Source organism: Sphingopyxis yananensis, assembly GCF_020687785.1.
GTDB lineage: Bacteria > Pseudomonadota > Alphaproteobacteria > Sphingomonadales > Sphingomonadaceae > Sphingopyxis > Sphingopyxis yananensis.
Window position 1 is genome coordinate 21,117 of sequence record NZ_JAJEWI010000010.1, and the last position, 26,147, is coordinate 47,263.

Sequence of the window (26,147 nt, forward strand, 5' to 3'; positions counted from 1 at the left end):
TTTTAATCTTGGATGAAATTGGGCCAACCCGAGAGATAGCTTTGAAATTTCGGGGAGACGCCTTGCGCGGTCAAATGGCCCGATGTCACTGGCAAAGCGGGCGCCGCATGATCGACATTGTTCTGTAATTTTTGCGGAAAATCATGCTCGATAATTGCCGCACGGCCTAGCAGGGCAAAGTCGCAACCTTGATCCAAAAGCCAGCGGGCGGTCTGGCCGTTCATGATTTTTCCCGCTGCGCCAAGACGCACCTTGCCGCGCGGAATCTCTGTGAAATGATGGAGCAGCAAGCGGCTGTCATCCTCTGCCGCGTCGATGGGCCGCTTGCGCACATCCCACAATGACATATCGACATAATCGACCCGCTCGGTCGCGCAAATACTTTGGGTCAGCGCCACGACTTCAGCCAAATTTTGTCCAAAGCGTTCGGGCGATAAGCGCACGCCCAACTGGAAATCGGGGTCGCAACTTTGGCGGATGCCATCCAATATTTCGAGCAACAGGCGCGCGCGATTTTCCGCCGTGCCGCCATATTCATCGTCGCGGCGATTGAGTTCGGGTGATAAAAAGGCGCTGAGGATATAGCCGTGCGCGCCATGCACCTCGACCCCATCAAAGCCCGCTTGCTCGGCTCGCAAGGCGGCGGCGATGAAATCGTCGCGCAATTGATAGACTTCATCCAGGCTGAGCGCCCGTGCGCCGCTATCTGCATCCCCTGATGGTGAGACGATATCGTTCACCAAATTGGCAGGCGCGCGATATCCGGCATGATGCAATTGCACCGCCGAAAGCGCGCCCTTTTGGCGCAGATCATCGGCGAGCCGCGTGAGCGCAGGCAGATGTTGATCGCCAAATATGCCAAGCTGGCCTGGAAAGCCTTGGCCATTGGCTTGCACATGGGCGGCGGCGGTCATCACCAAGCCATAGCCGCCCGCTGCGCGCATCGCCAACCAATGATGCTCTTCATCCGACAAAAGGCCATCGGCGTGGCTTTGCTGGTTGGTGAGCGGGGCTAGCATTAGCCGATTGTTCATGGCTTTCCCGTGGTGGAACTCCAAGGGCTGAAACAAATCGGCTGATGACATAGCTTGGTCCTGTTTTGATGGTATGAATCGCGAAGGTTATAGACGGGGTGGCTTCACGCCCGCATTGTCGCAAGCAAAATCAAGCAGGCTGCTATAATCTTGGATCGCGCGCGGGGTGGCGCGGGCGGCGCTGTAAACCGCATGGGCAGCAGAGCCGACGGGCAAGCCCAAACGCTGTTCATTGGCGGCGGTCATGGCGAGGGTGAGGTCTTTATGCGCCAAATCAATGGTGAAACCTGGGGTCACATCGCCCTTCAGTACCTTATTCACCATCAGCGTGTGCAACTGGCCATTTTGCGCGGTGGTGGCTCCGGTGACGTTGAGGATGGTTTCCAGATCGAGGCCCAATTTCGTACCCAAGGCGACCGCTTCGGCGCTGACTTCGGCGATAGTGAGAAGGAGGAAATTGTTCACCAATTTCATGCGACTGCCCATGCCTTCTGCGCCGCAGCGGAAGATGGTGTTGCCCATGGCGTTGAGCAAAGGCTCGACACGGGCGAAATTCTCGTCTGACGCGCCGACCATGAACAGGGATTCGCCGCGCTCGGCATGCAGGACCAAGCGGCCAATGGGGCTATCGACAAAAGCGATATTTTTGGCGGCGCAGGCCTTGGCCACGCGGTCTGTTGCATTGGCGTCGATGGTCGACATTTCCAGCAGTAACGCGCCGTCGTTAATATGAGCTAGCACGCCGTCTGCGCCCAAAACCACCGTTTCCACATGCACGGTGGCGGGCAGGCAGGTGATGACGATATCCGCGCTGCTGACCGCTTCTTGGATAGAGGCTGTCGCCACCGCACCCAATTCCGCGAGCGCGCTCATGCGGGCGGCATCAATATCAAACGCATGAAGGGCAAAGCCCTTGCGCTGCAAATTTTTCGCAAGCGGCAGGCCCATGGCGCCAAGACCGATGAAAGCGATTTTCTGTGTCATAACTATCCTATCCCTGAATTTTTATGCCGCCTGTCAGATCACACCATGGTTGATATAGGCGGTTTTCATTTCGGTGAAGAAAGCGGCGCTGGCCGTTCCCGTTTCGCGGGGGCCAAAGCCCGATGGCGCGCGGCCACCCAAGGGGACGTGATATTCCAGACCCGCCGTGGGGGCGTTGACCATCACCATTCCGGCCTTGCTGCTGCTGCGGAATTGCTCGGCAGCGCGCAGATTTTGCGTGGCGATACCAGCGGACAGCGCAAAGTCGCAGTCATTGGCAACCGATATGGCTTCATCCAAATCTTGCACTTTAATCACCGCTGCAATCGGTCCAAAGCTTTCATGCCGGTTAAGCTGCATATCATTGCGCGTGTTGGCAAACAGCGTGGGCGCGAGATAGAGTCCGCGCGTGCGGCACTCCACTTCGCAGCCACCAGCGATGAGGTCCGCACCTTCCGCCTTGGCGCTGGCGATGAATTCCAAATTGGCGCGAAATTGCGGGGCCGTGGCGACGGGGCCGATTTGCGTATCGGCATCCAACGCATGGCCCACCCGATAGGCTTTGGCTTCTTTTGCGACCCGTTCAACAAACTCATCATGAACCTTGTCGCCCACGATGAAGCGTTCGGTGCCGGTGCAGCGTTGGCCGGTTTGGATCCATGCCCCATTGGCAGCGATACTGACCGCCAAATCCATATCGGCGTCATCCAGCACGATCAGCGGGTTTTTGCCGCCCAGTTCCAATTGCACTTTGGTCATGCTCAGTGCGGAGCGCTGCAGTACGGCGCGACCCGTTTCGGTGCCGCCGGTAAAGGTCAGCGCGTCGGCGCTATCGATCATGATATCGCCCGCGATGCGGCCATCGCCCAGCACCAGATTAACCACGCCCTTGGGCACGCCTATTTCGTCGAGCAAGCGCACCAGCATTATGGCGGCGGCAGGCACAAAGCTGGACGGTTTCAGCACCACGCTATTGCCATAGGCCAGCGCGGCGGCCAATTTCCATGCGGGCAAAGCGATGGGGAAATTCCACGGTGTAATCGTCGCAACCACGCCAACCGGTTCATGGCTGACGATGATATTATGACCATCGCGCATACTATCATGCCATTGGCCCGGATTGCGGAGCACTTCGCCGGCGTAAAAATGGAAACATTGCGCGGCGCGGATCGTTTCGCCGATTGCATCGGGCAGGGTCTTGCCTTCTTCGCGGGCCAATAAGCGCCCGATGCTGGCCGATCGTTCGATCAGCAAATCGCCCACTTTGCGCAGCAGATCGGCGCGGGCCTGCATATTATAGCCGCGCCATGCGGGCAGCGCCCGATGGGCGGCATCCATCGCCTGTTCGATGTCGGCGGGGCTGGCTTTGCTATAGCGGCCGACCTGCTCGTCCAAATCGGAAGGGTTAAATGTTTCCAAAAGCGTATCGCCATCGCGCCACGCGCCGTCGATATAATTTTGCCCGATGAAAAGCGTGTCGTTCGTCATAAAAATCCCGCCATAGGATAGGGATGGAAAGGTGGATGCGCCGCTGACGGCGAGAGGCTTTGCAATGGCCCCGCCGTCAGCGGTTGTATCTGTGCTAAGCCAATTAGGCGGCAAGCTGTTCTGTGGGTTCCGGCGGGAAGATGCTGGGCACACCCGGATCATAGATGCGGGTCAGCAGGCCGATGAAGGCCTTGTCCGTCAACGGGTCAGTGGGGACGTCGAATTGCAAACCGCGTGCGCGCAAATCTTTGACAAAAATATCAAACACCTGCTCATGCGTGATATCGTCGCTATGATCGAGGGCGCGCTTCAATTCGGCATAGTCCATATAAATATCCGCGCCCCAGTGGATAAGGAAGCGGAACTCATCTTCTGGAATATTTTGAACGACTTGGCCATCGGTGGTAATCTGCCACGCGCCCTTTTCAGCGGTGTTGGCCTGCATCATCGAATTGATCGCCAAACCTTGGGGGCGGCGCATATGGCTGGGGCCATTGGATTCTGCCGAATGGTACATCATTTCATTTTCGACGACCACGGCGCGGCCCCACATGGGCGCGTTAATCTGCTTGGGCTGGCCGTGCGGGCCTTCGGGCCAATAGTTAAAGCCGCCGCCAATCTGGCCCTTGTAATACCAGCTAATCACTTGCGCTTTGCGGGCTTGCCAATGTTTGAACAGGCCGGATTTCACCATCGTGTTCATCAGCCAGATTGGGCTATTATGCATCGTCACGCCGCGAAAACGTGTGGCGTCGACATGCGGGCTGCCGCCAGCGCCGCAGGGGCCTTGGATATTGAACAGCATATTTTCTGGGGTCGCATAGGCTGCGCCCCAATAACCCCGCACCAAATCCAAGAATTTGCTGTTTAAAAAGCAATCTTCGATTTCGGGGTAGAGCATGGTGGAAGCTTGGGCGAAATAACCACGAAACACGGGCGATAGGAACATGTCCCAAGTGGGCGTAAAGCCTTCGGGGATGCTGCCGGATGTAGTGGCAATCACTTCTTCGGGTGATTTGAAATGCTGCGCCAAGATCAGCGACCAAGGGCCGTTTTCGCGTACCACATTGAGCATGCGTTCATGCTGATCAGGGGTGAAGGCGTTTTCGATGACACGGGGTTCCGCAACAGGGCGGAAAATGGAAGGCTGACTCATCCCAAAAGGCTCCTTTTCATATCTTATCGGGGAACGGCTGACGGGCCAGTGAGGGCCTGATCGCCATATCGTCTCCCTTTTTGATTCGGTCGCAATGATAGGCGTGTTGCTCTTGATCGAAAAGATAGTATGTACTTACTTATACTAAAATTCGAATCGAGCAGGGCGTCCGCCTGTGGGAAAAATATCACCATCTTACGAATTTTCGAATTCGTTTCGAATTTATCTTTAAAATACGCAAATCATATGCATTATGTATAAATTAAGAATTTTTCGTAAAAAAATGTGATTTAAAAGCTGAAAATGAAAATATTGATGTGTTTGACGCATCAGTAGAAAAACCGAGTGACATAAAGTGAGCGGCACGTGGATGTCGCCGAAAATTTGACGGGGAGAGTGTGTTGCCTATGACGAATTATTTTGAACGGGCGCGTGCCAAGCGCCCTTCCGTCCTGCTGCTGAGCAGCGTTGCCGTCACGGGCTTATCCCCGATGGCTCAAGCACAAGATGTTACGGCGACCAGGGAAATCGCATCTGAGCATAGCGGCCTTTCCGAAATCATTGTGACCGCCAACCGCCGTGCCGAGCGCAGCCAAGATGTACCGATTATGATTACCGCTTTGTCGCCGCAGCGGATGGAGCAGCAAGGCATCGCGAAAGAGCAAGATTTGCAAGCCAGCGTGCCCGGTCTTGTGGTTGGTCCCAATGGCAATGGCTCACGCGAGGCGCAAAGCTTCACCATTCGCGGCCAAGGCGCGACCTTCCAAGCGTCGCCCGGCGTGGTGGTTTATCAAAATGAAGTGCCCTTGGCGTCTGCCGTGACGATCAGTCAGCAAGGCGGCCCTGGTGCCTTTGTTGATTTGGAAAATCTGCAAGTTTTGTCCGGTCCGCAAGGCACGCTATTTGGCCGTAACACCACGGGCGGCGCCGTATTGCTGACCGCGAAAAAGCCGACCAATGAATTTGGTGGTTGGTTCAAGGCGGAAACCGGCAATTATAAGCGCGCCTATATGGAAGGTGCGGTCAATATTCCGGTGATTGACGACAAATTGCTGGTCCGCGCTGTCGCCGCTTATCACAGCCGCCGTGGTTTCACCGAAGATGTGGTGTGGAACAAATATCGCGACAATGAAAATTGGTATTCGGGCCGTTTGGGCGTCACGCTGCGTCCCTTTGAAGGCGTGGAAAATTATACCATGGCTTATATTGGCGACAGCGACACCAATGGCGCGGGTCTTGTCCATCGCGGCTTTAATATTGATGGGCTGAAGGCCGTGGGCTTCTGTTCTGATGGTGCGCCAGTCCCAAATTTGGGTGTGCCATGCGATCTTTACCGCGAAATCACGAACAATGCCGAAGATATGGGGCCGCGCAAAACGGCCTTTTCGACCGATGTGTATCAGAAAACCAAGCATTGGGGCGTCAACAACAGCACCGAAATTGAGCTGAGCGAAACGCTTACCCTGCGCAATATTTTCAGCTGGCAACGCCTGCGCATCGGCTATCGCTATGATGGTGATGCGACGCCGCTGCAACAGCATGATGTGGATGCGGGCCGCTTGCCACCAGCAGGCGTGGTGACACTGCCTGTTTGGAATATTCCGGTTACTTATAATAATAATACGGGCGGAACCGAACGGTATCGCGACGATCAAGAGCAGTTCACCGAAGAATTGCAACTGCAAGGTCAATCGTTCAACAATGCGTTGGATTGGACTGTCGGTGGCTTTTATTTCCGTCATAAGCCCGTTGGCCCACAAGGTTCACGTGCGGTGATTTATTGCCCGGCGCTCTACACCGGAAATTGCGAAGCCAGCTTCAACCGCTATGGCAATGCGAGCAAATCCAAGGCGCTTTATGCGCAGGCCACGCTCGATTTCGGTGCGATAACGCCGAGCTTGGAAGGGCTGCGTTTGACCGGTGGCTATCGTTATACTTGGGATCATGTCACGGGATTTGCTCGTCAATTCAGCCGCGTGTCGTCCATTCCGGGTGATGTTGGCTTTGGCCAAGCCAAATGTTCGAAGGATGGCTCGATTGTCGATTTTGATCGCGCCGACGAGCTGTGCAACTTCAGCGGAGATTTAAAAACAAAATCGCCGACATGGACCGTCGGGGTCGATTATAAAGTTGATCCTAATGTGATGCTGTTCGCCAAAGTCAGTCGTGGATATAAGGCTGGCGGATTCAACAGCTATTCCGTGCGCTCATCCACCCAAACATTTTTGCCAGAATATTTAACCTCTTATGAGGCAGGTATCAAATCCGACTTCTATTTGGGGAAAATTCCATTCCGCTTCAATATGGCCGCTTATTCACTGGATTATACAGATATTCAGCGCGCGGTTGCCGATTATAATCCGGAAAATGGAGCGAGCGGTTCCCGCATTTTCAATGCCGATGCCCGCATTCGGGGTTTGGAAATTGAAGCTTCAGCCCGTCCTGTTCAAGGTTTAACCTTGTCGGGCAACTTTGGTCTGACCGACGGGAAGTATAAGGATTATAACTATACCACTGTGACGGGCGGTCTTGGCTGTAACGGCGTCGTTGCTCCGGGCGGCGTCATTGATATGTCGTGCATCGACATGCAATATACGGCAAAGTATATTTGGAGTGCGAATGCTGCTTATGATCTGCCGTTGGCCGATAATAATGGCACGCTATCCTTCTTCCTTAGCTATTCGCACACATCGAAGCAAAATACGGAAGCTGCTAATCTGCCTACGGTGCAACCAGGTTCAATTTTGCAACCATTTGGTTTGATGAATGCTTCGATTGATTGGCGCAATGTTGGTGGTTCCAATTTGGACATGGGCGTATTCGCTACCAACCTGACCAATAAGCTGTATCGCATCAGCAATACCAATGTTTATGATCAAGCGAGCCTCCTTTATTGGAGCAACATGTATGGCGAGCCGCGTATGTATGGTTTGCGCGCAACCATCCGATTTGGAGGTGAAAAGCATTAATTAATAACAGGGGGGGGATTATGCGCCCCCCTGTCGTCATTTTCTTATCTCTACTATAGAAAGATGCGTAATGTCGAACCCAACACCGGGCATGTTTACCAAATTGATTGTCGATGACGAAGAAAAGATGACCGATTATTACACCTCGGTCTATCGGTTAAATGCGGCTGTTCGCGTGGACGGCAATAGCGTGGGGACAGGCGAATCCTTTCGTGAGGTGATTTTGACCCAGGGCGCGGATATGAGCAGTGGTACATTGGTGATGTTCAAATTCACCGATCGTCCGGCTCCTCGGGATCAGCAGGTCATATTGGGCTTTGTCACCGATGATATGGATGCGCTGAAAGCGCGTATCGTCGCCAATGGCGGCGCATTGGTTGGCTCAACCCGCGATGAAGTTAGCCACGGAGTGCGTGTGCAATTTTCACAAGACCCTGAAGGGGCCTTGGCCGAAAATGTGCAGATGCTCGCGCATTAATTTAGAATTTCGGGACGTTATATTGGGGTATGCGGCCATGCCCCATACCCCTTTTTCTTGGAGAAATAGTGCGGTTTTAGGCTTTGATTTCGGCCGCTGTGACCTGTGCTAATTCTTCTTCTGCCAAATAGCGCTGGAATACCTCGTCTCTAATTCCCAGCCCACGCGCACAAAATATCGTGGCATCGCGAGCGAGCGCTTTCCTGTCACCATCATAGGGCGTCGAGCGGAAGGGCAGGCGCAGGATGGCGTTCATCATCGAACCGATATGTTCGTTAAACATGGTTAGGTTGCGCACGCTCATCGGCTCGCCGATCAGATCTCCATCGGCCCGCGCTTCGTCATAATTTTTCTGCAGCACCTTTGCATATAGACGCTGGGACCGACGATAAACCAAGCTTGCCAAATATCCATCGCTCGCGAGGCTGGCCATATTCAGGCGATAACCAATTTGTGCTGGACCATCAGGATCGGCCAAAATACCGCTGAAATAGGCGAACAGCGAATGGACGATGCCCTTTGCACCAGAGTGGGCGTGTCGCAGTTGGGTCCAATTTTCGTCTTGTTCGCGGAACGCTTGTCGTAAAACGGCGCGGTAGAGTGCGAGTTTTGATGGGAAATGGCGATAGACCAAGGCTTCGGAAACCTGCGCCGCCTTTGCAATATCCAAAGTTTTGGCGCCTTCATAGCCTTGGCTGGCGAAGACCTGCCTTGCGGCAGCTAAGATAATCGTCCGCCGTTCGGCTCCGGTAATGCGCTTCTTCGTCATGCTGACTGGAAATGGGCAGATTTGCGGCGGCTGTCAATCATTGCGTCCGGACCGAGTTTGATTTGCAGAGCCATGCTGTTTGGCTGACGGTTTGAAAAAAATGGCGGCTTGGAGAGAAACGCTCGCGTAAGAGGTGATAAAAGGCAGAAAATATTCCTTCGCATCGGTTGACACTGACATAGGGTCAGTAAATAAGTAAGCACATGCTTACTTTAGTGGGCAATCAAAATATCACAAGAGTTTGAGGGGGTGCCCTAATGCCTTTAGATCCACAGATAGAGCAAATGCTCGCCGCTATGCCGGAATGGCCGGGCGTTCGTGGTGTGCCATTGGATATGTTGCGCCAATCAGTGCATGATTCATCGGTCAACATTCCGCCTGCCGCCGATGCGATTGTCGCGCGCACGGAAGATCGCGCTATCGCAGGTCCAGACGGTGATTTGCCCGTTCGCATTTATTGGCCCCAAGCCGAAGGCATCCGCCCCATTGTCATTTACTTCCACGGTGGTGGCTATGTGATGGGCGATTTGGATACGCAGGATATGATTGCGCGGGCCTTTTGTGCATGGTCTGACGCCATTGTTGTTTCGGTCGATTATCGCCTGGCTCCCGAGCATCGCTTCCCTGCGGGGATCGATGATGGCTATGCCGCCTTAAATTGGGCGGCGGCTCATGGCGCCGAAATCGGCGGCGATAACAGCCGTTTGGGCCTTGCCGGCGATAGCGCGGGTGGCAATATCGCCACAGCGTTGGCGCTGCGTGCCCGTGATCAAAATGGACCAAAGGTCAAGGCCTTGGTGAATATTTATGGATCGGCCAATGCACCGACCAATCCCACGCCTTCGGCGATTGAATTTGCCGACGGTCCGATTTTGCGTTCCGATGACATTCAATGGTTTTGGGAAAATTACCTAACCCATCCAGAGGTTGAGCAAAACCACCAAGAAGCTTCGCCGCTGCGCGCGGAAAGCTTGGCGAACTTGCCTGCCGCCTTCATCGGCACGGCGGAATATGACCCCTCGCGTGATGACAGCGAAGCCTTCGCCGCCCGACTTGCCGATGAAGGCAATGAGGTGGTGATGAAACGTTACGACGGCATGGTGCATGGATTTGCGTCATGGGTTGGATTTTTGCCCGGCGCACGCGCTGTGATGCAGGAAAGCAGCCAGTTCCTTAGAGATCATTTATAAGTTTTGGTGAGAGTTATGGGTAAAGATACAGACGTATTTAGCAGCGGCATCGCCGTGGTGACGGGCGCAGGCGCGGGCATTGGTTCCGGCCTTGCTCGCCGTTTGGGCGCGCTGGGGATGACGGTGATCGTCGCCGACATCAATATGGACAAGGCGGAGCAAGTGGCTGCCAGCATCATCGCAGGCGGCGGAAAAGCCGAAGCCGTGCGGGTGGATGTGTCGGTTCCAGCAGAACTGGACGCGCTGGCCGATCATGTGATTAAACATCATGGTCCGGTGAAGCTGCTGATTAACAATGCCGGCATTGAAACGCTGGGTTATGTGTGGGAAATTCCGGCAGATCGCTGGGAAAAAACGTTGGATATCAATATCCACGGCGTGGTGCATGGGGTACGCGCCTTTGCGCCGCATATGATCGCCCATGGCGCAGAAGCCTATATCGCCAATCTCGCATCGGTGGGGTCGTTCGGCATTATGCCAACGCAGACCTCCTATATGATGTCGAAACATGCCATCCAGTCGTTCAGCGAATGCCTCTATCTGGAAATGCAAGTGGCCGGTGCGCCGATCCACGTGTCGTCGATCATTCCAGGCATGTTGAAGACCGAGATTTTCAACGCCGAAGCGGGCGAGGGGGAACCTGCAGCCGCCGCTGCCCATCGCCGCAAAATGTTTGAAATGATGCGCGATTATGGCATGGATTTGGACGAAGGCTGCCGCTTGTTTGTCGAGCAAATTGCCGAAAAGAAATTCTGGGTTCACAGCCAGCCGGATATGAGCCGTGACATGATTGCCGCGCGTGCCGCGTTCATTCAAAGTCAAGAAGCACCAGCGCTGTCGCCGGAAGTGGAGCATCTGCTTCAACATTAAACGACACATTCTGGCGCGCTGCGGCCGGATTTGAAATGACCAAAAAAAGAAGCCCGCTAAGTCTTGCTTAGCGGGCTTTCTAGTTGGCTGGGAGAGGCTCCAGCAAGAGATTTCAAAACTTATTTGTGAAGGATGTAGCTGCCATCCTTGGGCCCACGTGTGGCGTTGAAGAAATCGACCAAGCGCCATGGCCAAGACAGGAACACGCGGCCCTTGCTATTGTTATAATAGCTGTTGGCCTTGGGATGGGACCAGATCATCTGCTTCATCCGTTCGTCGACTTCTTCGTTCCAATCCCAAAACGCCTTTTCGGTCACTTCAAAGCTTTTCGCATCCCCTTCATTGATGCGGTCCAAAGCTTCGATTATCCAATTGACTTGGCATTCCGAAATGAGATTTTGACCGGCGGCATGGTTGGGCGCGCTGTTGGGACCAACGGTATGGAAATAATTGGGGAAATCGGGGATGCACATGCCTAGATAGCTGCGCGCATCTTCTTCGCCCCAAAGCTCGCCCAAATTTTTCCCATTGCGGCCAATGATCTGCAAATCGCCGGTCATTTTCGCGACCGCAAAGCCCGTGGCGCAGATGATGACATCGGCTTCGAAAACGCTGCCATCTTTTGCTTCGATGCCATTGGGAAGAATGCGCGCTATCCCTTGATCTATCAATTCCACATTGGGGCGTAGCAGCGCGTCATACCAGCCGTTGTCGAGAATAATGCGTTTGGAAAAAATCGGGAAATCTGGAGTCAATTTCGCAATCAAATCCGGACGATCGGCGAAGCGTTGATGCATATACATCAGGGCATATTGTCGGATCGCATCATTATGCGCCGAAACGGCCAGATCATTGCCCGCATAGGCAGGGTCCATCACGACGTTTGCGAACAACCCATCGGCTGCGGACCAATAGACGCGGAAACGGAACCATTGTTTGAAATGGGGGATATTTTCCAACGCCCATTTCATCCCCTCTTCGACCTCATTGGCGATTTCAGGGTTAAACAAGGTCCAATGCTTGGAACGTTGATAAACCGCCAGTGCGCCAACTTGCGGAGCAATCGCACCGACCAATTGCGCAGAGCTTGCCCCCGTACCGATCACGGCAACGCGCTTGCCTTTTAGATCCAAATCGCGCGGCCAATCGGCGGTGTGAACCACTGGGCCATTAAAGCTATTCAGGCCTTCAATGTCAGGGAATTTATAGCGGTTTACAGGACCGTGGCCGTTAATCACGGCGTTGGCAGTTATCACTTCCGTCTGGCCATCGGCCTTGCGAATGGTGACCGCCCAAGTGGCGTTGGCTTCGTCATAAACAAGGCGTTCCACCTTGCTGTTAAAGCGAATATTTTCACGAATGCCTGATTTGTCAGCCACTTCCAGCATATAGTGCTGCATATCCGCGCCTTGCGGATGATAATGCTGCCACTGGGTCCAAATTTCCCAGCTAAAGCTATAGAAATGGCTTGGTGTATCAACGCCGACACCGGGGTAGCGATTTTCATACCATGTGCCGCCGACTTCGGCATTCTTCTCAATTACGACATAGTCATAGCCCGCTTCGCCTAATTTGATGGCGGCGGCCATTCCCGTCATGCCTGCGCCGATAACAAGCACTTTGAAATCTTTGCCATTTTGTGGGCGCGTAGCTTGGGCCGAACGATCAATCCAAGGTTTGAATCCGCATTGGTCGAATACCAAAGGCACAAATTCATGTGAGACGTCTTCTCCTGCGGTCACGGTCATGATGCGTTGCAGAAGAGCGGACTCAATTGGCTCGTCGGTGTAGCCGACGCCGGTGGTCAGTAATTTATGCATTTTTGCGCGCAGATCGGCGATCAGCGCTTCGGGAATTTCGACGACGTCCGGCGAAAATGCTGGGCGGATGAAGGGAGCAAATTGCTCCAAAGTGGCCGAGTCATGCGATAAATGCACATAGGCGGCCAGCACCGTGTGAATATTGGCTTGCTGAAGGGCCGACTGCAATTCGGAGCTATCGGGCAGCAAGGGCGCAGATGTGATATTATAAGGCGCTGTCGCGACGGTCATGGATATTCTTTCTCCATTTGTGAGTATTTACTTACATATTGTTTGACACGTTTAAAGGCAATAAGAAAATGCTGATTTTCTAGGTTTAACTCGGTGGTTATAGGCGGCCGATGGCCGAGCCTCTATCGTGGATAAACTGGATGGACATAGAGAATGGGGAGCGGGGCAAACTGCCGCTCCGCACGAATTTACCACTTAGCCTTGGGCCGTGCTGGCTGCATGAATGCGGGCCGTATCGCGTTGATAATGGGTTGATGCGCGCAAGAATAAAGCACCGCCCACCAAGGTTAGGCCGCTCATCCCTAGCAGGCTGACCCGCAGCGCATCTTCGCCAAAGTGCATGCCTAAAGCGTCACTGACCAAACCAGCCAGCACGGGGCCTAAAGCGCTGCCGACCACATTGATGACAACGATCAATACAGCCGCTGCTTGGGTGCGTCGTTCAGGCGCGAAAAGTTGGGCGACACTTGCAAAACCCGGCCCCATCCATGCAGCGCTCAAAAAGCCACTGATCAGCATATAAATGCCCACGACCGGAATGGAAAAGCCGCCAACCTTCAAGGCTTGGCCCGCAGGCATCGTAAACATTAGCCAAAAGATGGGGAAGGACATCATAAAGAATAATGCGGGCAGGCGTAATTGCCATGCTGGGTTGCGGCGCACGAGCCGGTCCACCATGGCCCCGCTGGAAAAGCTGCCCAATACACCGCCGATAGTTGAGCAAATGCCCAATAATATTCCAGCCTCCGCCGCAGACATTTCATGCGATCGCATCAGAAAAGTGGGCATCCAGATGGAGCCAGCATAGCCGAAAATATTGAAGATGCCGATCGCCAAAGCCATTAGGCGCAACGATTTTATACTCCAGAATTCCTTCATCACGGCCCACGAACTGGCCGAATTTTTCTTTTCCGCCATTTGCGCAGAAAAGGCTGCCGTGCGCTTGGGGCCTGTTAACCAGATCAGCAGCGCCAAAGGCAGTCCCGCGAAAGCCATAGCATAAAAGGCCCAGCGCCAACCAAAGGTGGACGCTAGATAGCCGCCCCCCGCAAGGCCCACGACCAAGCCGAAATAGGGTGCCGCGCCTAAAAAGCCCAAGGCCGTTGATCGGCGATGCGGAGGGAAAAGCTGCGATACCATCGATTGCGAAGGCGGCATTGCCCCAGCCTCACCCGCGCCCACGATAAAGCGGGAAATGGTAAGTTGCAGGGCGTTGCTCGCTGCGCCGCAGGCGCTCGTTGCAAGGCTCCATGTCGTAATAGAGGCCGCCAAAATCCTGCGCCGTGACCAACGATCCGCCAGACCAGCCAAGGGCATGGCGAATAGCAGATAGCTGATGGTGAAGGCTGGCCCTGCTATCAGCCCCAAGCTGCTGTCGCTGATCTGAAATTCCTTTTGAATGGCGGGCATCGCAATGGAGAAAATATAGCGATCAGCATAGCTCATCACATTGGCGGCGGTGAGCAAGATCAAGATATAAATCGCATAAGCGGTGCTGCTGGGGCCGGTAGGCTCTTGCGCGCTGGGCTGCGTGGTGTCGGTTCTGTTTTCTTCTGTTAACGACATAAAATTCTCCCCCAATTGCGGGATTAAGCAGCGTTAGCTCCGGCCACGGGCTGTACAGCGAGCGGCGTAAAGTCGCCCTGTTGCAATGCGAAATCCGGCCAATGAGGGGCTCGGGTTTCCGACCAATAATCAAGTAAACGAAATGGCCAAGACCCAATCACACGGCCTTTGCTGTTGCGATAATAGCTATTGGCCAGCGGGTGGGTCCAAATCATCTTGGGCATTTGCGATTGGACGCGGTCTTGGAACGCGTCGTGGGCAGCTTGTGTGGGGGCCATGGCCTTCGCGCCATTCTCCAGCAGGTAATCGAGGGATTCCACGATATAATTGATCTGCGTTTCAGCGACCAGATTTACGCCCGCGCCATGATTGGGTGCGCTATTTGGACCCAATATATGAAAATAATTAGGGAAGTTTGGGATCATGAGGCCCAAATAAGCCTGTGGATCTTCCTCGCCCCATTCATCCTGAATATTGCGTTCACCTTCGCCGATCACATCCATAAAGCCGGCCATGCGCGAGACATTATATCCCGTGGCAAAGATGATGACGTCGACCGCGTGAAAGTTGCCATCGGCCATTTTTATGCCATCGGCGGTAATTTCCGCAATCGCGCTCGTTTCTAGTGCGACATTGTCTTTCATGAACATCCTGAGCCAATCCGTATCCATCACGATGCGTTTGGAAAATACAGGGCTGTTGGGTGTCAATTTTTCGATCAAATCTGGACGGCCCGCCAATTTATTGTTCATATTGCAGAGGCAATATTGGCGCAGATATTCATTTTCTTGCGATACCGATGGGCTATCGGCGGGCCACTCTGGATCTTTGATAAGGTTGGAATAAAGGCCATCCGAACCCGTCCAATAAATGCCAAATCGGAACCATTCGAGATAATAAGGGATATTCTGCATCGCCCATTGCACCGCTGGGGCAACTGGCGCGCCTGCGGTGGCGTTGGGCACAACCCAGTGGCCAGAGCGTTGAAATACCGTCAGACTAGCGACCTGACCGGCAATGGCTGGGCCGCATTGTGCTGCGCTGGCACCCGTTCCGATCATGGCAACCCGCTTGCCGCGCAAATCCAGTTCGTCATCCCAATCGGCGGTGTGCAGCATTTGACCCGAAAAACTATCGCGGCCCATAATGTCGGGGAATTGCCAGCGGCTTAGGCGGCCATGTGCGTTAATCACCGCATGGGCTGATATAGTCTGCTCTGTACCGTCTGGGCGGATCACACTGGCGTGCCACAAGCCGCGAACGGCATCCCAGCGCAACGATTCTACGCGATGATTGAAACGGATGCGATCGCGCAGTCCAAATTGATGTGATACGGCGATCAAATAGTCGCGCATTTCCGGTCCCTTGGGCGTATAAGTTGACCAATTGGGATTTTGCGCAAAGGAAAAGCTGTAAAAGTGGCTGGGCGTGTCAACGCCTGCGCCAGGGTAGCGAGCGGTAAACCATGTACCGCCAACCTCTGGTAATTTTTCGATGATTTCGAAATCATAGCCCGTCTCAGCGAGCTTAATGCCGGCCGCCAACCCGGAAATCCCCGCGCCTATAACGAGCACTTTTACTTGGGAAGGCTGTTTTTGCCGCGCGGCCCGTTTGCTGCGGTCCACTTGACCACCCAGACCGCTTTGTTCGAGCAGCAACGGAATAAATTCCGCAGCAACGGGTTCGCCCATGCCGGTCGTCATAATATTTTGTAAATGCTGTGTCGGCGGTATGGGCGGCAATTGGTCATCGGACTGGGTTAGAAAGAGGCGCATTTTCTCGCGTAGTTCATCCGCCAGCTCCGAGGGAATATCTGTCATTTGGCCAGAGGTGATGCTGTGAATATGGGGCTGGAAGCGTGCCAATATTTCTTGGTCACCGCTTAGATGGGCATAGGTCATCAATAAGCTTGGCAAGTCAGACTGCGTCAGTGCATCGCGCAAATTTTCGTTGTCTTCTAGTGGTAAATGACGCGCTTCACCGCCGCTACGCGACCAGCCCTGATTAGAGCTTTGCATATATCTTCTCCCAAATTTCAAGCGCCGACACGCGTTCGCGGTGGCCGCCTTATGGGGCAGCTATTGCCAAAGCTGGGCGTAAGCGCAATATTTTTCGAACGAATGGTCGAAAAATATTTATGGGCCGAACCAATGCACCGCCATGGCTTTTCGTCCGCGCTTGTTTCGGGCATGAAGGAGGTAGTGCCAATGGCAGCATGAGCAGGAAATTGACGAAAAGCGTGACCGATTACATTGAAAACAACCCGCCTAAGGCCCGAGCACGGGGGCGTCCGCGCCGGTTGGAGCTGGATAAGATTATTGATGCTGCGCTGCATATCGGTTTGAACAAATTGACCATGGCGTCGGTCGCAGAGCATTTGGGCGTCGGTAAGGCGGTGCTTTATGGCTATGTTGCCAATCGGGAAGAATTGGTACGAATCGCCGCATCGCGCGCCTCAAGCCGTTATGCCTTTCCGCAGGATGAGCATGATCATTGGGCCATTTGGACGCTTCGTTACTGCCAAGCTTTGTTTGATGTATTGAGCCAAGATGGCGATATGTTGGAGTTCTGGCTGAACGGCCAGCAGTCGATGACCATTGAGATTGACTCGACGGAAATGTGGCTTCGCATTTTGAGCCGGGCTGGCATCCGGCCCTTAACTGTGCTGCAAGTGCGGCGAGGGGCGTCGCACTTGGTGATCGGTGCGGCGGGTGCTGCCAAACGGGCAAGGGCGCTATGTGATTTGGGGCGCAGCCGCTCGCAAGTGATGCCGAAAATTATTGCAGGTCGATCTAAAAGGGTCGCGCCCTTGATCCATGAGTTAAAGGGTGAGATCGGCCGCGACGATCAGCATGATGGGTGGGAGAATCATCTGTTCTGGCTGCTCTGCGGTGCAATTGGTCATGCCGCTGGACCGATATTTGAAGCCCATGCTCACGGCCCCGCCGCCGGTGATTATGATGCGCTGTTTCGTCTGTTACCCGCAGCACTAAATTGATTGTTTCGCGATAGTGTTGCGGCATGTGGATTGACTGTATCCGCTTATCCATATGAAACTAAGATGTAAAAAATCCGTCTGTGTGAATGGCGGGTGGATTTGCCAACCATGATGGTGTGACATTTCCTGCCCTTGCGAAAAGGTGAAATTGATACGAAAAAAGTATCGGTTAATATTTTTCGAATCGTCGGTCGTAAAATAATTGTATTCGTCGAAAGCCTAGCTTAGCCCTCTCCAAAATCAAGACAATGAAGGGCCAGCTAAAGCGCGTGGCCCATGGGCAAGAGGATGGGGCGAAATCGCAAGCCAGATCAAAAAATGTCTGTGGTGCAAGGCGCTGTTTTGCGCGCGGGGCCGCCAATCCGATTGGCGGTTTGGCGGCTGTTTTACGATGGATTCGACGGGGAGAGATTGAGTTATGAATAAGGATTTGTGCGCAATTTTGTTGGCTGGAGCGGCGTCTGTTGCCATGCTGATGCCAGCGGCAGCCGATGCGTCAGAAGCAGATACGGCGGCCACTAGCGGGAGCCATGGCTTAGAAGATATTGTGGTTACGGCCAACCGCCGCGCTGAGCGCAGCCAAGATGTGCCAATCATGATTAGCGCCTTTTCGAGCCAAGATCTTGAGAAGATGAATATCAGCGAAGCCCAAGATCTTTATGGTACGGTGCCTTCTTTGGTTGTTGGTACGCAAGGCACCTCCAGCCGCGATGTTCAGTCATTCTCTATTCGTGGGCAATCTACCGGATTTTTGGCGCTGCCATCCGTAGCGACCTATTTCAGCGAAGTCCCGCTGGTCGCTACGATCAGCTTGCCGTTGCAAGGCGGCCCAGGCAATTTTGTTGATCTGGAAAATTTGCAGGTGCTGTCGGGTCCGCAGGGTACGCTATTTGGACGTAACACGACGGGCGGCGCGGTCTTGTTGACGCCCAAGCGCCCAACCAACGACCTGGAAGGTTATGTTCAAGGCTCTATTGGGTCATATGATCTTCAGAATATTGAAGGTGCCATCAACCTGCCCATCGTCGAAGATAAGCTGATGGTTCGCGTGACTGGTGCTTATTATGACCGCCGTGGTTTCACCAAGGATTTGGTTTGGGACAAATGGCGTGACGACCAGCATTGGTATATGGGCCGTGTGGGTATCCAATTTAACCCCACCGAAACCATTTCGAATAATCTAACGGTGTTTGGTGCGCGTACGCGTAATAATGGTGCTGGTTACATCCATAAAGGATTTAACTATAATGCGCGGGCTGTCGCGGCTTGCGGTTATTTTGGCAATTGTGACGTTTACGAACGACAAACAGAAATCGCCAACCAAATTGGCCCCCGCAAGACGCGCTTAAGCCATGACGTTTACACCAATATCGACAGTTTCGGAGCCGTTAACAGCACGGATATCGAACTGGGCGCCAATTTGACCCTGCGGAACATCATCAGTTATCAAAACATCAAGGTTGATTATGCCGGTGATACCGATGGTACGCCGTTGCAATTCTATCAATTGACGCAAAATGCGAAGTTCCCTGACTTCCCGATCAAGGGATTGTCGGACGAATTTGGGATTGCGCCAAATGGTTTCGTCAATGGCGGGAAAACGACCCACCCCCGTGACCATGTGAAGCAATTCAGTGAAGAATTGCAGCTACAAGGCAAATTGCTTGACGGTAATTTGGACTTCGCTATCGGCGCATTTTATCTGGACGCTACGCCCGTTGGCGATTGGGAATCCTATACCGTACAATTCTGCTCCGCTGGTGCGACAGGGCAGGCATATACTGGGGGAGCGGATTGCCGCCCGAGCCGCGGTATTGGCGGCGTATCCAATAAATCGCGCGCTGTTTATGCGCAGGGGACGTTGAATTTCGCAGCGCTTTCAGAAGCTCTGACGGATCTGCGATTTACCGCTGGTTATCGCTATACGTGGGACCGTATCGAAGGCTTTAGCCGCACGTGGACAGACCTGCCCGGTGGCCTTGTGGATTGCACGCTGAAAGGTGGCGCACCGACCGATAATGTCGAGGATTGCACCTTTACCGCTCATTTGAAGTCTAAGGCTCCAACATGGACGGCTATTTTGGACTATAAGCCCACACGTGGCCTGATGCTCTATGCCAAGGCTACGCGCGGCTATAAGGCTGGCGGTTTCAACAATGTGGCCGTGTCCGAACAATATCGCACGTTCGAGCCAGAGCGTTTGACCAGCTATGAAGCGGGCTTCAAATCGGACTGGCGCCTAGCTGGTGCTCCGGGTCGTTTAAACATGACCTATCACTATGCAGACTATTCGAATATTCAGCGTCCAGGTGCTGATTTTAATCCAACGACTGGGGCGGGCGGTGCGAGCATTTTGGCTGCTGCGGCGACCATTCAAGGACTGGAAGCGGAAGCGTCGATCAGCCCTTGGCCTGGTTTGACCATCGGTGGTACGCTGACCCACACGGACGCCGAATATACGGATTATAGTTTCCGGACCCTTGGCGGAGATATTGGTTGTAAAGCGGGTGGTGGTTTCGAGCAGGTAGCGGCTGGGGGTATGGTCGACGCAAGCTGTATGCCATTCCAATATGTCATGCCTTGGATGTATAATATCCATGCGGATGCGAATCTGCCCTTGGGTAATGGTTTGGGCGATTTGAACTTCTATGTCGGTTATTCGCACTTTTCTGGTCAACCAACCGCGCCGGCAAGTGATCCTAGCTTCCAGCCTGGTTCGACTTTGGAGGCTTATGGCTTGCTGAATGCGTCGGTGGATTGGCGTAATGTGGCACAATCAGGCTTCGACTTGGGCCTGTTTGTGACCAACGCGACCAACAAGCTTTATCGCGTCACCAACACCAATATTTACAATGATATCGGTGTGTGGGGCGTGCTGTATGGCGAACCGCGGATGTTTGGTATGAAGCTGCGCTATAGCTTTGGCCGTTAAGTCAATTGGGGTCGCAGGGAGAAATATTCCTGCGGCCCATTTTTTATGCTCTCCCCCTTATAGTTTAACTGGAATGCAGCGCATGAGACAGCGGGTTCAGCCCCATGCGGTGACGCCGCTGGCCAGTATCAGCGCCAACCCTCTCTTGGGAATCTGGCTTCGTCTCAGTGGAGTGGCCGCATTTGCCGCAATGATGGCTTTGCTGAAATTCGGCATGTCTCATGGCGCTGCGATGAGCGATGTTTTATTCTATCGTAATGCTTTTGCCATACCGGTTATTCTACTGTGGGTATGGCAATTGGGCGGAATTTCTGTGGTGCGCACGCCACGCGTGAAGGCGCATATGCTGCGCGGCGGATTGGGCTTTATGGTCATGTGCTGCACTTTTGCAGCGCTCGACTTGTTACCTTTGGCGCAGGCAACCGCGATTGGATTTTTGGCGCCGATTTTCGCCACATTGATGGCGGCGTTTTTGCTGAAAGAAGCTGTGCGGCCGATTCAGGGCGCTGCTTTGCTGGTCGGTTTTGCAGGGATTTTGACCATAGTTCAGCCCAGCGCGGCGACGGCCCAAGGCCTAGGGCTCGTCATTGCGTTGATAGCGGCCTTTGGAACGGCGGGGGTGTCACTTTTGCTTCGGGAAATTGGCAAAGTGGAAAGTGCGATTACCACCGTTTTCTGGTTCACGATTTTTTCCACCGCTGTCACGACCATCCCCTATTTTCTGTGGCGAAGCCCTTTGAGCGATCTGGCTCTTTCTGCTTTGATATTGTCCGGTATTTTGGGCGGAGCCGCACAAATTTGCATCACCGCTTCGCTGCGCTATGCCCCGCTGGCCCTCTTGTCGCCTTTTGATTATGGGCAAATTTTATGGGCCGCTGCTTGGGCCTATCTGTTGTTTTCTCAGCCGATCACATCAGCCATGCTGTGGGGGGCGGCGTTGATTATTGTATCGGGTGCGATCAGCTTTCATCTGGGAAAAATCGCCGCGCTTCGCCCTTGTGCTGAACCAAAATTGCCGCCATCTCATGGTGTATGAACCCCGCGCACGATAATATTCCCGCCCCAATCGCAAAGAAACGCAGCGGTCGGCCAAGGCGCTTGACCATTGATCAAGTGCTGGAGGCTGGCATGGCGCTGGGCCTTGAAAATTTGACGATGGGGGGCGTCGCAGCGAAGTTGGGCGTGCGGATTACGGTGCTGTATGGCTATGTGGCCAATAAGGATGAATTGGTGCGATTGGTGGCGATGCGCGCATCCCGTGATGTGGTTTTTCCAAAGGATCAGCAGCAAGATTGGCAGACCTATGCTGTGCAGCACGGGCAAAGCCTTTTTTCGCTCCTGACGGGTTCGGGTCAGCTGATTTCCCAATATTTTTCAGGCGGATTGGGTCCGGAGCTTGAAATGGATCGGATGGAAGCTTGGCTGGAATTTATGACGGGCAGGGGCTTTTGTGCGGAGGAGGCGCTGCGGCTCTATCGCCAGTTGGGGGGGGTTGTTGTCGGCGGCGCGGTAACCCATTTACACTTGGCAGCGCTAAGCAAAGGCGGCACATCTTTTGCCCAAGCCGCCGCGCGGACGCTGGCGAAACGAGGAGCCAATCAGGTGCCGCATTTGGCGTCTGTATATGACGATTTTGCTAGGCATGCGCCGGTGTGGGAAAGCAGTTTTTTAGCACTGCTGAAACAGGTGAGCGCAGAACGGGGCGAAGCCAAAGATACGGATTATTGGAATGATCTTAGCGCCGCTTTTTAGCGTTGATACGGAATAGTGGAGGAGGTGTGATGACGCCTCCTCCAAGTTTTTATCTTTAGGCCGCGCGGTGCAAGGGGCCTGGCGCTTCCTTCGGATAGATACGCGGCGCGCCCACATCATAAGCGGCGGTCAATACGCGGATAAAGTCCACGTCATGGGCAGGGTCGCTGGGCACTGCAAAGGTGATGCCGCGCTGACGCAGGTCGGCGATGAACATATCAAACACCTGATCGAGGCTGATATCATCCTTATGCTCCATGACGGTGCGGAGTTCATCCATATCCATGAAGATATTCGCCGACCAATGGACGAGCAGACGCATTTCATGCGCCGGCACATTTTGGATCACTTGACCATCGGTGGTGATCTGCCAACCGTCGGCGACATCGGGATCTGCGCGGAACATGGAGTTAAACGCCAAGCCAGCGGGCATCCGCAATTCTTCTGGGCCATTTGGCTCTGCGCGGTGGTACATCATTTCATTTTCGACCACGACCGCGCGGTTCCACATTGGCGCGGCAATGCGGGCTGGTTCAGCCTGCGGGCCATTGGGCCAATATGTGAAGCCGCCGCCGATATTGCCCTTGTAAAACCAGCCGATCACTTGCGATTTTTTCTTTTGCCAATGCCGGAACAGGCCGGATTTGGTCATGGTGTTCATCAGCCAAATTGGTGCATTGCGCTGGCTGATGCCGCGAAATTCGGTGGCGTCAATATGGGCTGGATCTTGGCTGGTGCAGGCGCCGTTGATGTTGAACAGCATATTGTCGGGGATGGCATATTCCGCGCCCCAATAGCCGCGCACCAAATTGATGAATTTCCTATTGTAAAACAGATCATCAATTTCGGGATGCAGCGAAGCGCCATATTTCGCCAGATAGCCTCGGAAATTCGGCGTTAAAAACATATCGAACGTGGGCGTTACGCCTTCCGGCATAGAGCCGGACATCGTTGCCACCACTTCATCGGCTGATGCAAAATGTTGTGCCAAAATAAGCTTCCATGGACCTTTGTCTCGTACCAACTGAACCAACCGCGCGTGCTGGTCGTCGCTATAGGTCCCGTCGATCACCTGTGGGGGAGCGACAGGTTTGATGATGAATGGGGATGTGTCGGCCATGATAATATCTGCTCCCAAGAATTTATGCTGGATCCGAAATTATCAGCTTTTTACACTATCACAACATATTTTCGAATATGTTTCGGAAATATGTTGTGATAGTGTAAAATGTCGCCCTTCCACAATCTTGGCTTGGTAGAAGTCGAGCAGCGTGGACTTGCCAATCCCTATATTTGATGCAACGCGGCAGCACGGTAATCCGCTGACCATCGCATCCTCATGGCTTCTTACGTGAAATCATTGATGAAATTAGCCTTACTCATCTTCGCCTCCTAGACTCAAAATTCGTATCGAAGGCGTCTAGAACTATACGGGCTATTCAATCCGAGCTATTTTTTGCATCCCCCTTTCTATGGTTAATTTCCCGATGCATTAATCATGGGGTGGGACCATGCCGGTGGTTCCTGCAAGGAAAGCCTCGTCTGGCCGTCGAGGCTGTGAACGTCCAGATGATAATGCCATGGAAAATGAAGGCTGGATGCAATGAGGCCGGTGCGCTGGGCTGCTGGCAAATGGACCATGGCGCAAACAGTTTCTGCCAAATAGGCGGGGTCTTCGGTTGGGAAGTCGGCGGGAATAAGGCTGTCCGTGCTGGGCGTTCGAATGGCGGTTGATGGCCCAACGGCATTGACCGCAATATTATCATCCAACAATTCCGCCGCCATGCCTTGTGTCAGCCGGTTGAGCGCCGCCTTGGCCGCTGCATAGACCGCATAGCCGCGAAATTTTTCAAACGCTGGATACGGCCGAATGGGGGGGAGCGCATCTTGTGACGTGATGTTCACAATCCAACCGGCCCCCGCCTGCCGCATCAAGGGAATGGCGCCTTGGCTGATCGCCAAAGGCGCGCGCAGATAGTGGCTGATCGTCCGATCAAAAATCTCGATCGGCATATCGGCGACGGGCAGGAAATCGGCCAAGCCCGCATTATTCACCAAAATGTCCAACCGCCCGCCTGCGACTTCGGTCGCCCGCTGGGGAAGGCGTGCGCAATCCTCGGCGCTTTCAATATCGGCGGCCAAGGCGAATGCCGTCCCGCCTTGTGCCGCGATCATGGCCAGTGTTTCTTGAAGCGTGCCCGCCATAATAGCGGGCGCGCCGCCGCGTGTGCCTTGGATCGACGCATCCAGCGAGCGCGCCGTGACGACCACCGTTGCGCCCGCCGCGGCCAGCCGCTGGGCAATGGCGCGGCCAATGCCGCGGCTGGCCCCCGTCACCAGCGCGACTTTGCCGCTGAGATTGGGGGGGGAGGGAGCCAGTTTATCCATCATCATTAATCCACCGCATCCGCTGGAATATTTTGTGGTCCGCCAATGTCATAAACGCGGGCGAGCAGGCCGACGAAATTATTGTCATTCAGCGGATCAGTGGGCACTTCAAATTGCACCCCGCGCGTTTGCATATCGCCAATCAGCATGTTGATCGCCTGATCGGCGCTGATATCGTCGCTATGATCATAGGTGCGTTTGAAATCGCCCAAATCCTTGAACAGACGCGCGCCCCAATGGACAAGGAACCGCATTTCCTCGGCAGGAATATGCTGGTTTATTTGGCCGAAGGTTTCAATCTGCCAGCCTGTGGGGTCATTGGGGTCTGCCCCGAAAGTGGAGCTGATATCCATGCCTGCGGGTTTGCGCAGGCTCTGCGGACCGGTAGCTTGGCCATGGTGGAACATCATTTCATTTTCCACCACCACCGCGCGGCCCCACATGGGCGCTTGAATTTGCAACGGTGCGCCTGCCGGACCATCAGGCCAGCAGTTAAAACCTCCGCCAATTTGCCCTTTATAATACCAGCTAATCACCTGCGCTTTTTTGGAGCGCCAATGGTTGAACAGGCAGGATTTCGCCATGGTCAGCAACAGCCACAAGGGCGTGTTTTCCATCGTCATGCCGCGAAAAACGGTGCCGTCCAAATGGGGCGGCCCGCCAATCGGGGTGGGGCCTTGAATATTGAACAAAAAGGTTTCCGGTTCGGCATATTGGCAATCCCAATAGCCCCGCACCAGATCGAGATAGCGGCTGTTATAATAGCAATCCTCTATTTCTGGATAAAAGCAGGTTCCGCCCCGTGCCAAATAGCCACGGAAGACGGGATTAAGGCCGATCATGTCCCATGTCAGCGTCACGCCTTCGGGCAGGGTGCCGGATGTGGTGGCGATGACCTCTTCGGGTGTTTTGAAATTTTCTGCCAAGATCAACGGCCAAGGGCCATTTTCGCGCACCACCTTCAGCAAGCGGCTATGTTGATCGTCGCTATAGCTATTTTCGATAATTTGCGGGGGCGCGACCGGCGTGAAATTTTTGGCAAGTTCATGCATCACGGTGAAGGCCTTTTCGTTTAGGCTGCTGCGCCGGTCATTTGAATTACTTCGTTGATATGGCCTTCTGGGTCGATGATGAAGGCGACTTTCAGGCCAAATTCCGGGATTTCCCGAATAGGCTCGGGCACGCTGCCGCCATGGGCCAAGGTGCGTTCCACTACGGCTTCCAGATCATCGGTCATAAAGCCTTGCACCGCTTCACCCGCCAAGGGCCCTTCAGAATCCATATATTTGATCAGCGTTAAGGATGGGCCGCCTGCATAGCTGGCTTGATAGGTGATCTCGTCAATCGGCCGGCCGAACATCGCATCTTGGTGGCGGTTAAACGGGATGAGCCCCAGCACATTCTCATAGAAGCGTGCCATGGCGTCCAAATCATGGACGAAGGTCTTGGCGAAAATATAGGTCATGCCAAAGTTAGAACCGGCAGTGCGGGGATCGCTCATAAAAATATCCTCTTGTTATAA

20 protein-coding genes are annotated in these 26,147 nt (G+C 53.9%); 8 read left to right on the top strand and 12 right to left on the bottom strand.

Annotation, left to right across the window (positions count from 1 at the left end):
- Window positions 1-2 precede the first annotated feature (2 nt).
- The 4 genes from LKO31_RS11740 to LKO31_RS11755 form a co-directional block, all read right to left on the bottom strand.
- On the bottom strand, window positions 3-1,034 hold the full coding sequence (locus tag LKO31_RS11740) for an NADH:flavin oxidoreductase (RefSeq protein WP_456115066.1): 1,032 nt from the start codon (window positions 1,032-1,034) through the stop codon (window positions 3-5).
- Between the two features lie 87 nt (window positions 1,035-1,121).
- Window positions 1,122-2,018 (bottom strand): NAD(P)-dependent oxidoreductase, encoded by an 897-nt coding sequence (locus tag LKO31_RS11745; RefSeq protein ID WP_227690758.1) that lies wholly within the window; start codon window positions 2,016-2,018, stop codon window positions 1,122-1,124.
- A gap of 33 nt (window positions 2,019-2,051) precedes the next feature.
- Window positions 2,052-3,506 carry an aldehyde dehydrogenase family protein gene (locus tag LKO31_RS11750; RefSeq protein WP_227690759.1) on the bottom strand — a complete coding sequence of 485 codons (1,455 nt, stop codon included), beginning with the start codon at window positions 3,504-3,506 and terminating at the stop codon, window positions 2,052-2,054.
- 103 nt (window positions 3,507-3,609) lie between these two features.
- Window positions 3,610-4,662 carry a hypothetical protein gene (locus LKO31_RS11755; protein WP_227690760.1) on the bottom strand — a complete coding sequence of 351 codons (1,053 nt, stop codon included), beginning with the start codon at window positions 4,660-4,662 and terminating at the stop codon, window positions 3,610-3,612.
- A 407-nt stretch (window positions 4,663-5,069) separates the two neighbouring features.
- Between LKO31_RS11755 and LKO31_RS11760 the strand changes: the two genes are divergently transcribed.
- Together LKO31_RS11760 and LKO31_RS11765 are read left to right on the top strand one after the other, a co-directional pair.
- Window positions 5,070-7,631 carry a TonB-dependent receptor gene (locus LKO31_RS11760; protein WP_227690761.1) on the top strand — a complete coding sequence of 854 codons (2,562 nt, stop codon included), beginning with the start codon at window positions 5,070-5,072 and terminating at the stop codon, window positions 7,629-7,631.
- A 70-nt stretch (window positions 7,632-7,701) separates the two neighbouring features.
- Complete coding sequence (locus tag LKO31_RS11765) at window positions 7,702-8,109, top strand: VOC family protein (protein WP_227690762.1); 408 nt, start codon at window positions 7,702-7,704, stop codon at window positions 8,107-8,109.
- Between the two features lie 76 nt (window positions 8,110-8,185).
- Here LKO31_RS11765 and LKO31_RS11770 read toward each other — a convergent pair whose 3' ends face one another.
- Window positions 8,186-8,878 (bottom strand): TetR/AcrR family transcriptional regulator, encoded by a 693-nt coding sequence (locus tag LKO31_RS11770; RefSeq protein ID WP_227690763.1) that lies wholly within the window; start codon window positions 8,876-8,878, stop codon window positions 8,186-8,188.
- A gap of 257 nt (window positions 8,879-9,135) precedes the next feature.
- Here LKO31_RS11770 and LKO31_RS11775 point away from each other — a divergent pair, with 257 nt between their 5' ends.
- Together LKO31_RS11775 and LKO31_RS11780 are read left to right on the top strand one after the other, a co-directional pair.
- Window positions 9,136-10,068, top strand: coding sequence for an alpha/beta hydrolase (locus LKO31_RS11775; protein WP_227690764.1), 933 nt, complete (start codon window positions 9,136-9,138; stop codon window positions 10,066-10,068).
- Between the two features lie 15 nt (window positions 10,069-10,083).
- Window positions 10,084-10,938, top strand: a complete 855-nt coding sequence (locus LKO31_RS11780; RefSeq protein ID WP_227690765.1) for an SDR family NAD(P)-dependent oxidoreductase — start codon at window positions 10,084-10,086, stop codon at window positions 10,936-10,938.
- 119 nt (window positions 10,939-11,057) lie between these two features.
- On the opposite strand, the gene LKO31_RS11785 is transcribed toward LKO31_RS11780, so the two are convergent.
- The 3 genes from LKO31_RS11785 to LKO31_RS11795 all read right to left on the bottom strand — a co-directional run bounded on the left by LKO31_RS11785 (window position 11,058) and on the right by LKO31_RS11795 (window position 16,573).
- Entirely contained in the window at window positions 11,058-12,989 is a 1,932-nt protein-coding gene (locus LKO31_RS11785) for a flavin-containing monooxygenase (RefSeq protein WP_227690766.1), read from the bottom strand.
- Between the two features lie 195 nt (window positions 12,990-13,184).
- The gene (locus LKO31_RS11790; RefSeq protein WP_227690767.1) at window positions 13,185-14,555 is read right to left on the bottom strand and encodes a spinster family MFS transporter; all 1,371 of its coding nucleotides are present in this window, start codon (window positions 14,553-14,555) and stop codon (window positions 13,185-13,187) included.
- 23 nt (window positions 14,556-14,578) lie between these two features.
- Entirely contained in the window at window positions 14,579-16,573 is a 1,995-nt protein-coding gene (locus LKO31_RS11795; protein WP_227690768.1) for a flavin-containing monooxygenase, read from the bottom strand.
- Between the two features lie 221 nt (window positions 16,574-16,794).
- On the opposite strand from LKO31_RS11795, the gene LKO31_RS11800 reads away from it, so the two are divergent.
- The 4 genes from LKO31_RS11800 (at window position 16,795) to LKO31_RS11815 (ending at window position 22,237) form a co-directional block, all read left to right on the top strand.
- The gene (locus tag LKO31_RS11800; protein ID WP_227690769.1) at window positions 16,795-17,553 is read left to right on the top strand and encodes a TetR/AcrR family transcriptional regulator; all 759 of its coding nucleotides are present in this window, start codon (window positions 16,795-16,797) and stop codon (window positions 17,551-17,553) included.
- Window positions 17,554-17,971: 418 nt separating this feature from the next.
- The gene (locus LKO31_RS11805) at window positions 17,972-20,485 is read left to right on the top strand and encodes a TonB-dependent receptor (RefSeq protein WP_227690770.1); all 2,514 of its coding nucleotides are present in this window, start codon (window positions 17,972-17,974) and stop codon (window positions 20,483-20,485) included.
- 82 nt (window positions 20,486-20,567) lie between these two features.
- A complete protein-coding gene (locus tag LKO31_RS11810) occupies window positions 20,568-21,521 on the top strand; it encodes a DMT family transporter (protein ID WP_227690771.1) in 954 nt (317 codons plus the stop codon).
- A 62-nt stretch (window positions 21,522-21,583) separates the two neighbouring features.
- Complete coding sequence (locus LKO31_RS11815; RefSeq protein ID WP_227690772.1) at window positions 21,584-22,237, top strand: TetR/AcrR family transcriptional regulator C-terminal domain-containing protein; 654 nt, start codon at window positions 21,584-21,586, stop codon at window positions 22,235-22,237.
- Window positions 22,238-22,292: 55 nt separating this feature from the next.
- Here the strand turns inward: LKO31_RS11815 and LKO31_RS11820 are convergent, their stop codons facing one another.
- The 4 genes from LKO31_RS11820 to LKO31_RS11835 form a co-directional block, all read right to left on the bottom strand.
- Window positions 22,293-23,357, bottom strand: a complete 1,065-nt coding sequence (locus tag LKO31_RS11820; RefSeq protein ID WP_227690773.1) for a hypothetical protein — start codon at window positions 23,355-23,357, stop codon at window positions 22,293-22,295.
- Window positions 23,358-23,713: 356 nt separating this feature from the next.
- On the bottom strand, window positions 23,714-24,631 hold the full coding sequence (locus LKO31_RS11825; protein WP_227690774.1) for an SDR family NAD(P)-dependent oxidoreductase: 918 nt from the start codon (window positions 24,629-24,631) through the stop codon (window positions 23,714-23,716).
- Window positions 24,631-25,677 (bottom strand): hypothetical protein, encoded by a 1,047-nt coding sequence (locus LKO31_RS11830; protein ID WP_227691233.1) that lies wholly within the window; start codon window positions 25,675-25,677, stop codon window positions 24,631-24,633. Before LKO31_RS11830 ends, LKO31_RS11825 begins: the two co-directional genes overlap by 1 nt.
- 20 nt (window positions 25,678-25,697) lie before the next feature.
- The gene (locus LKO31_RS11835; protein ID WP_227690775.1) at window positions 25,698-26,126 is read right to left on the bottom strand and encodes a VOC family protein; all 429 of its coding nucleotides are present in this window, start codon (window positions 26,124-26,126) and stop codon (window positions 25,698-25,700) included.
- Window positions 26,127-26,147 lie beyond the last annotated feature (21 nt).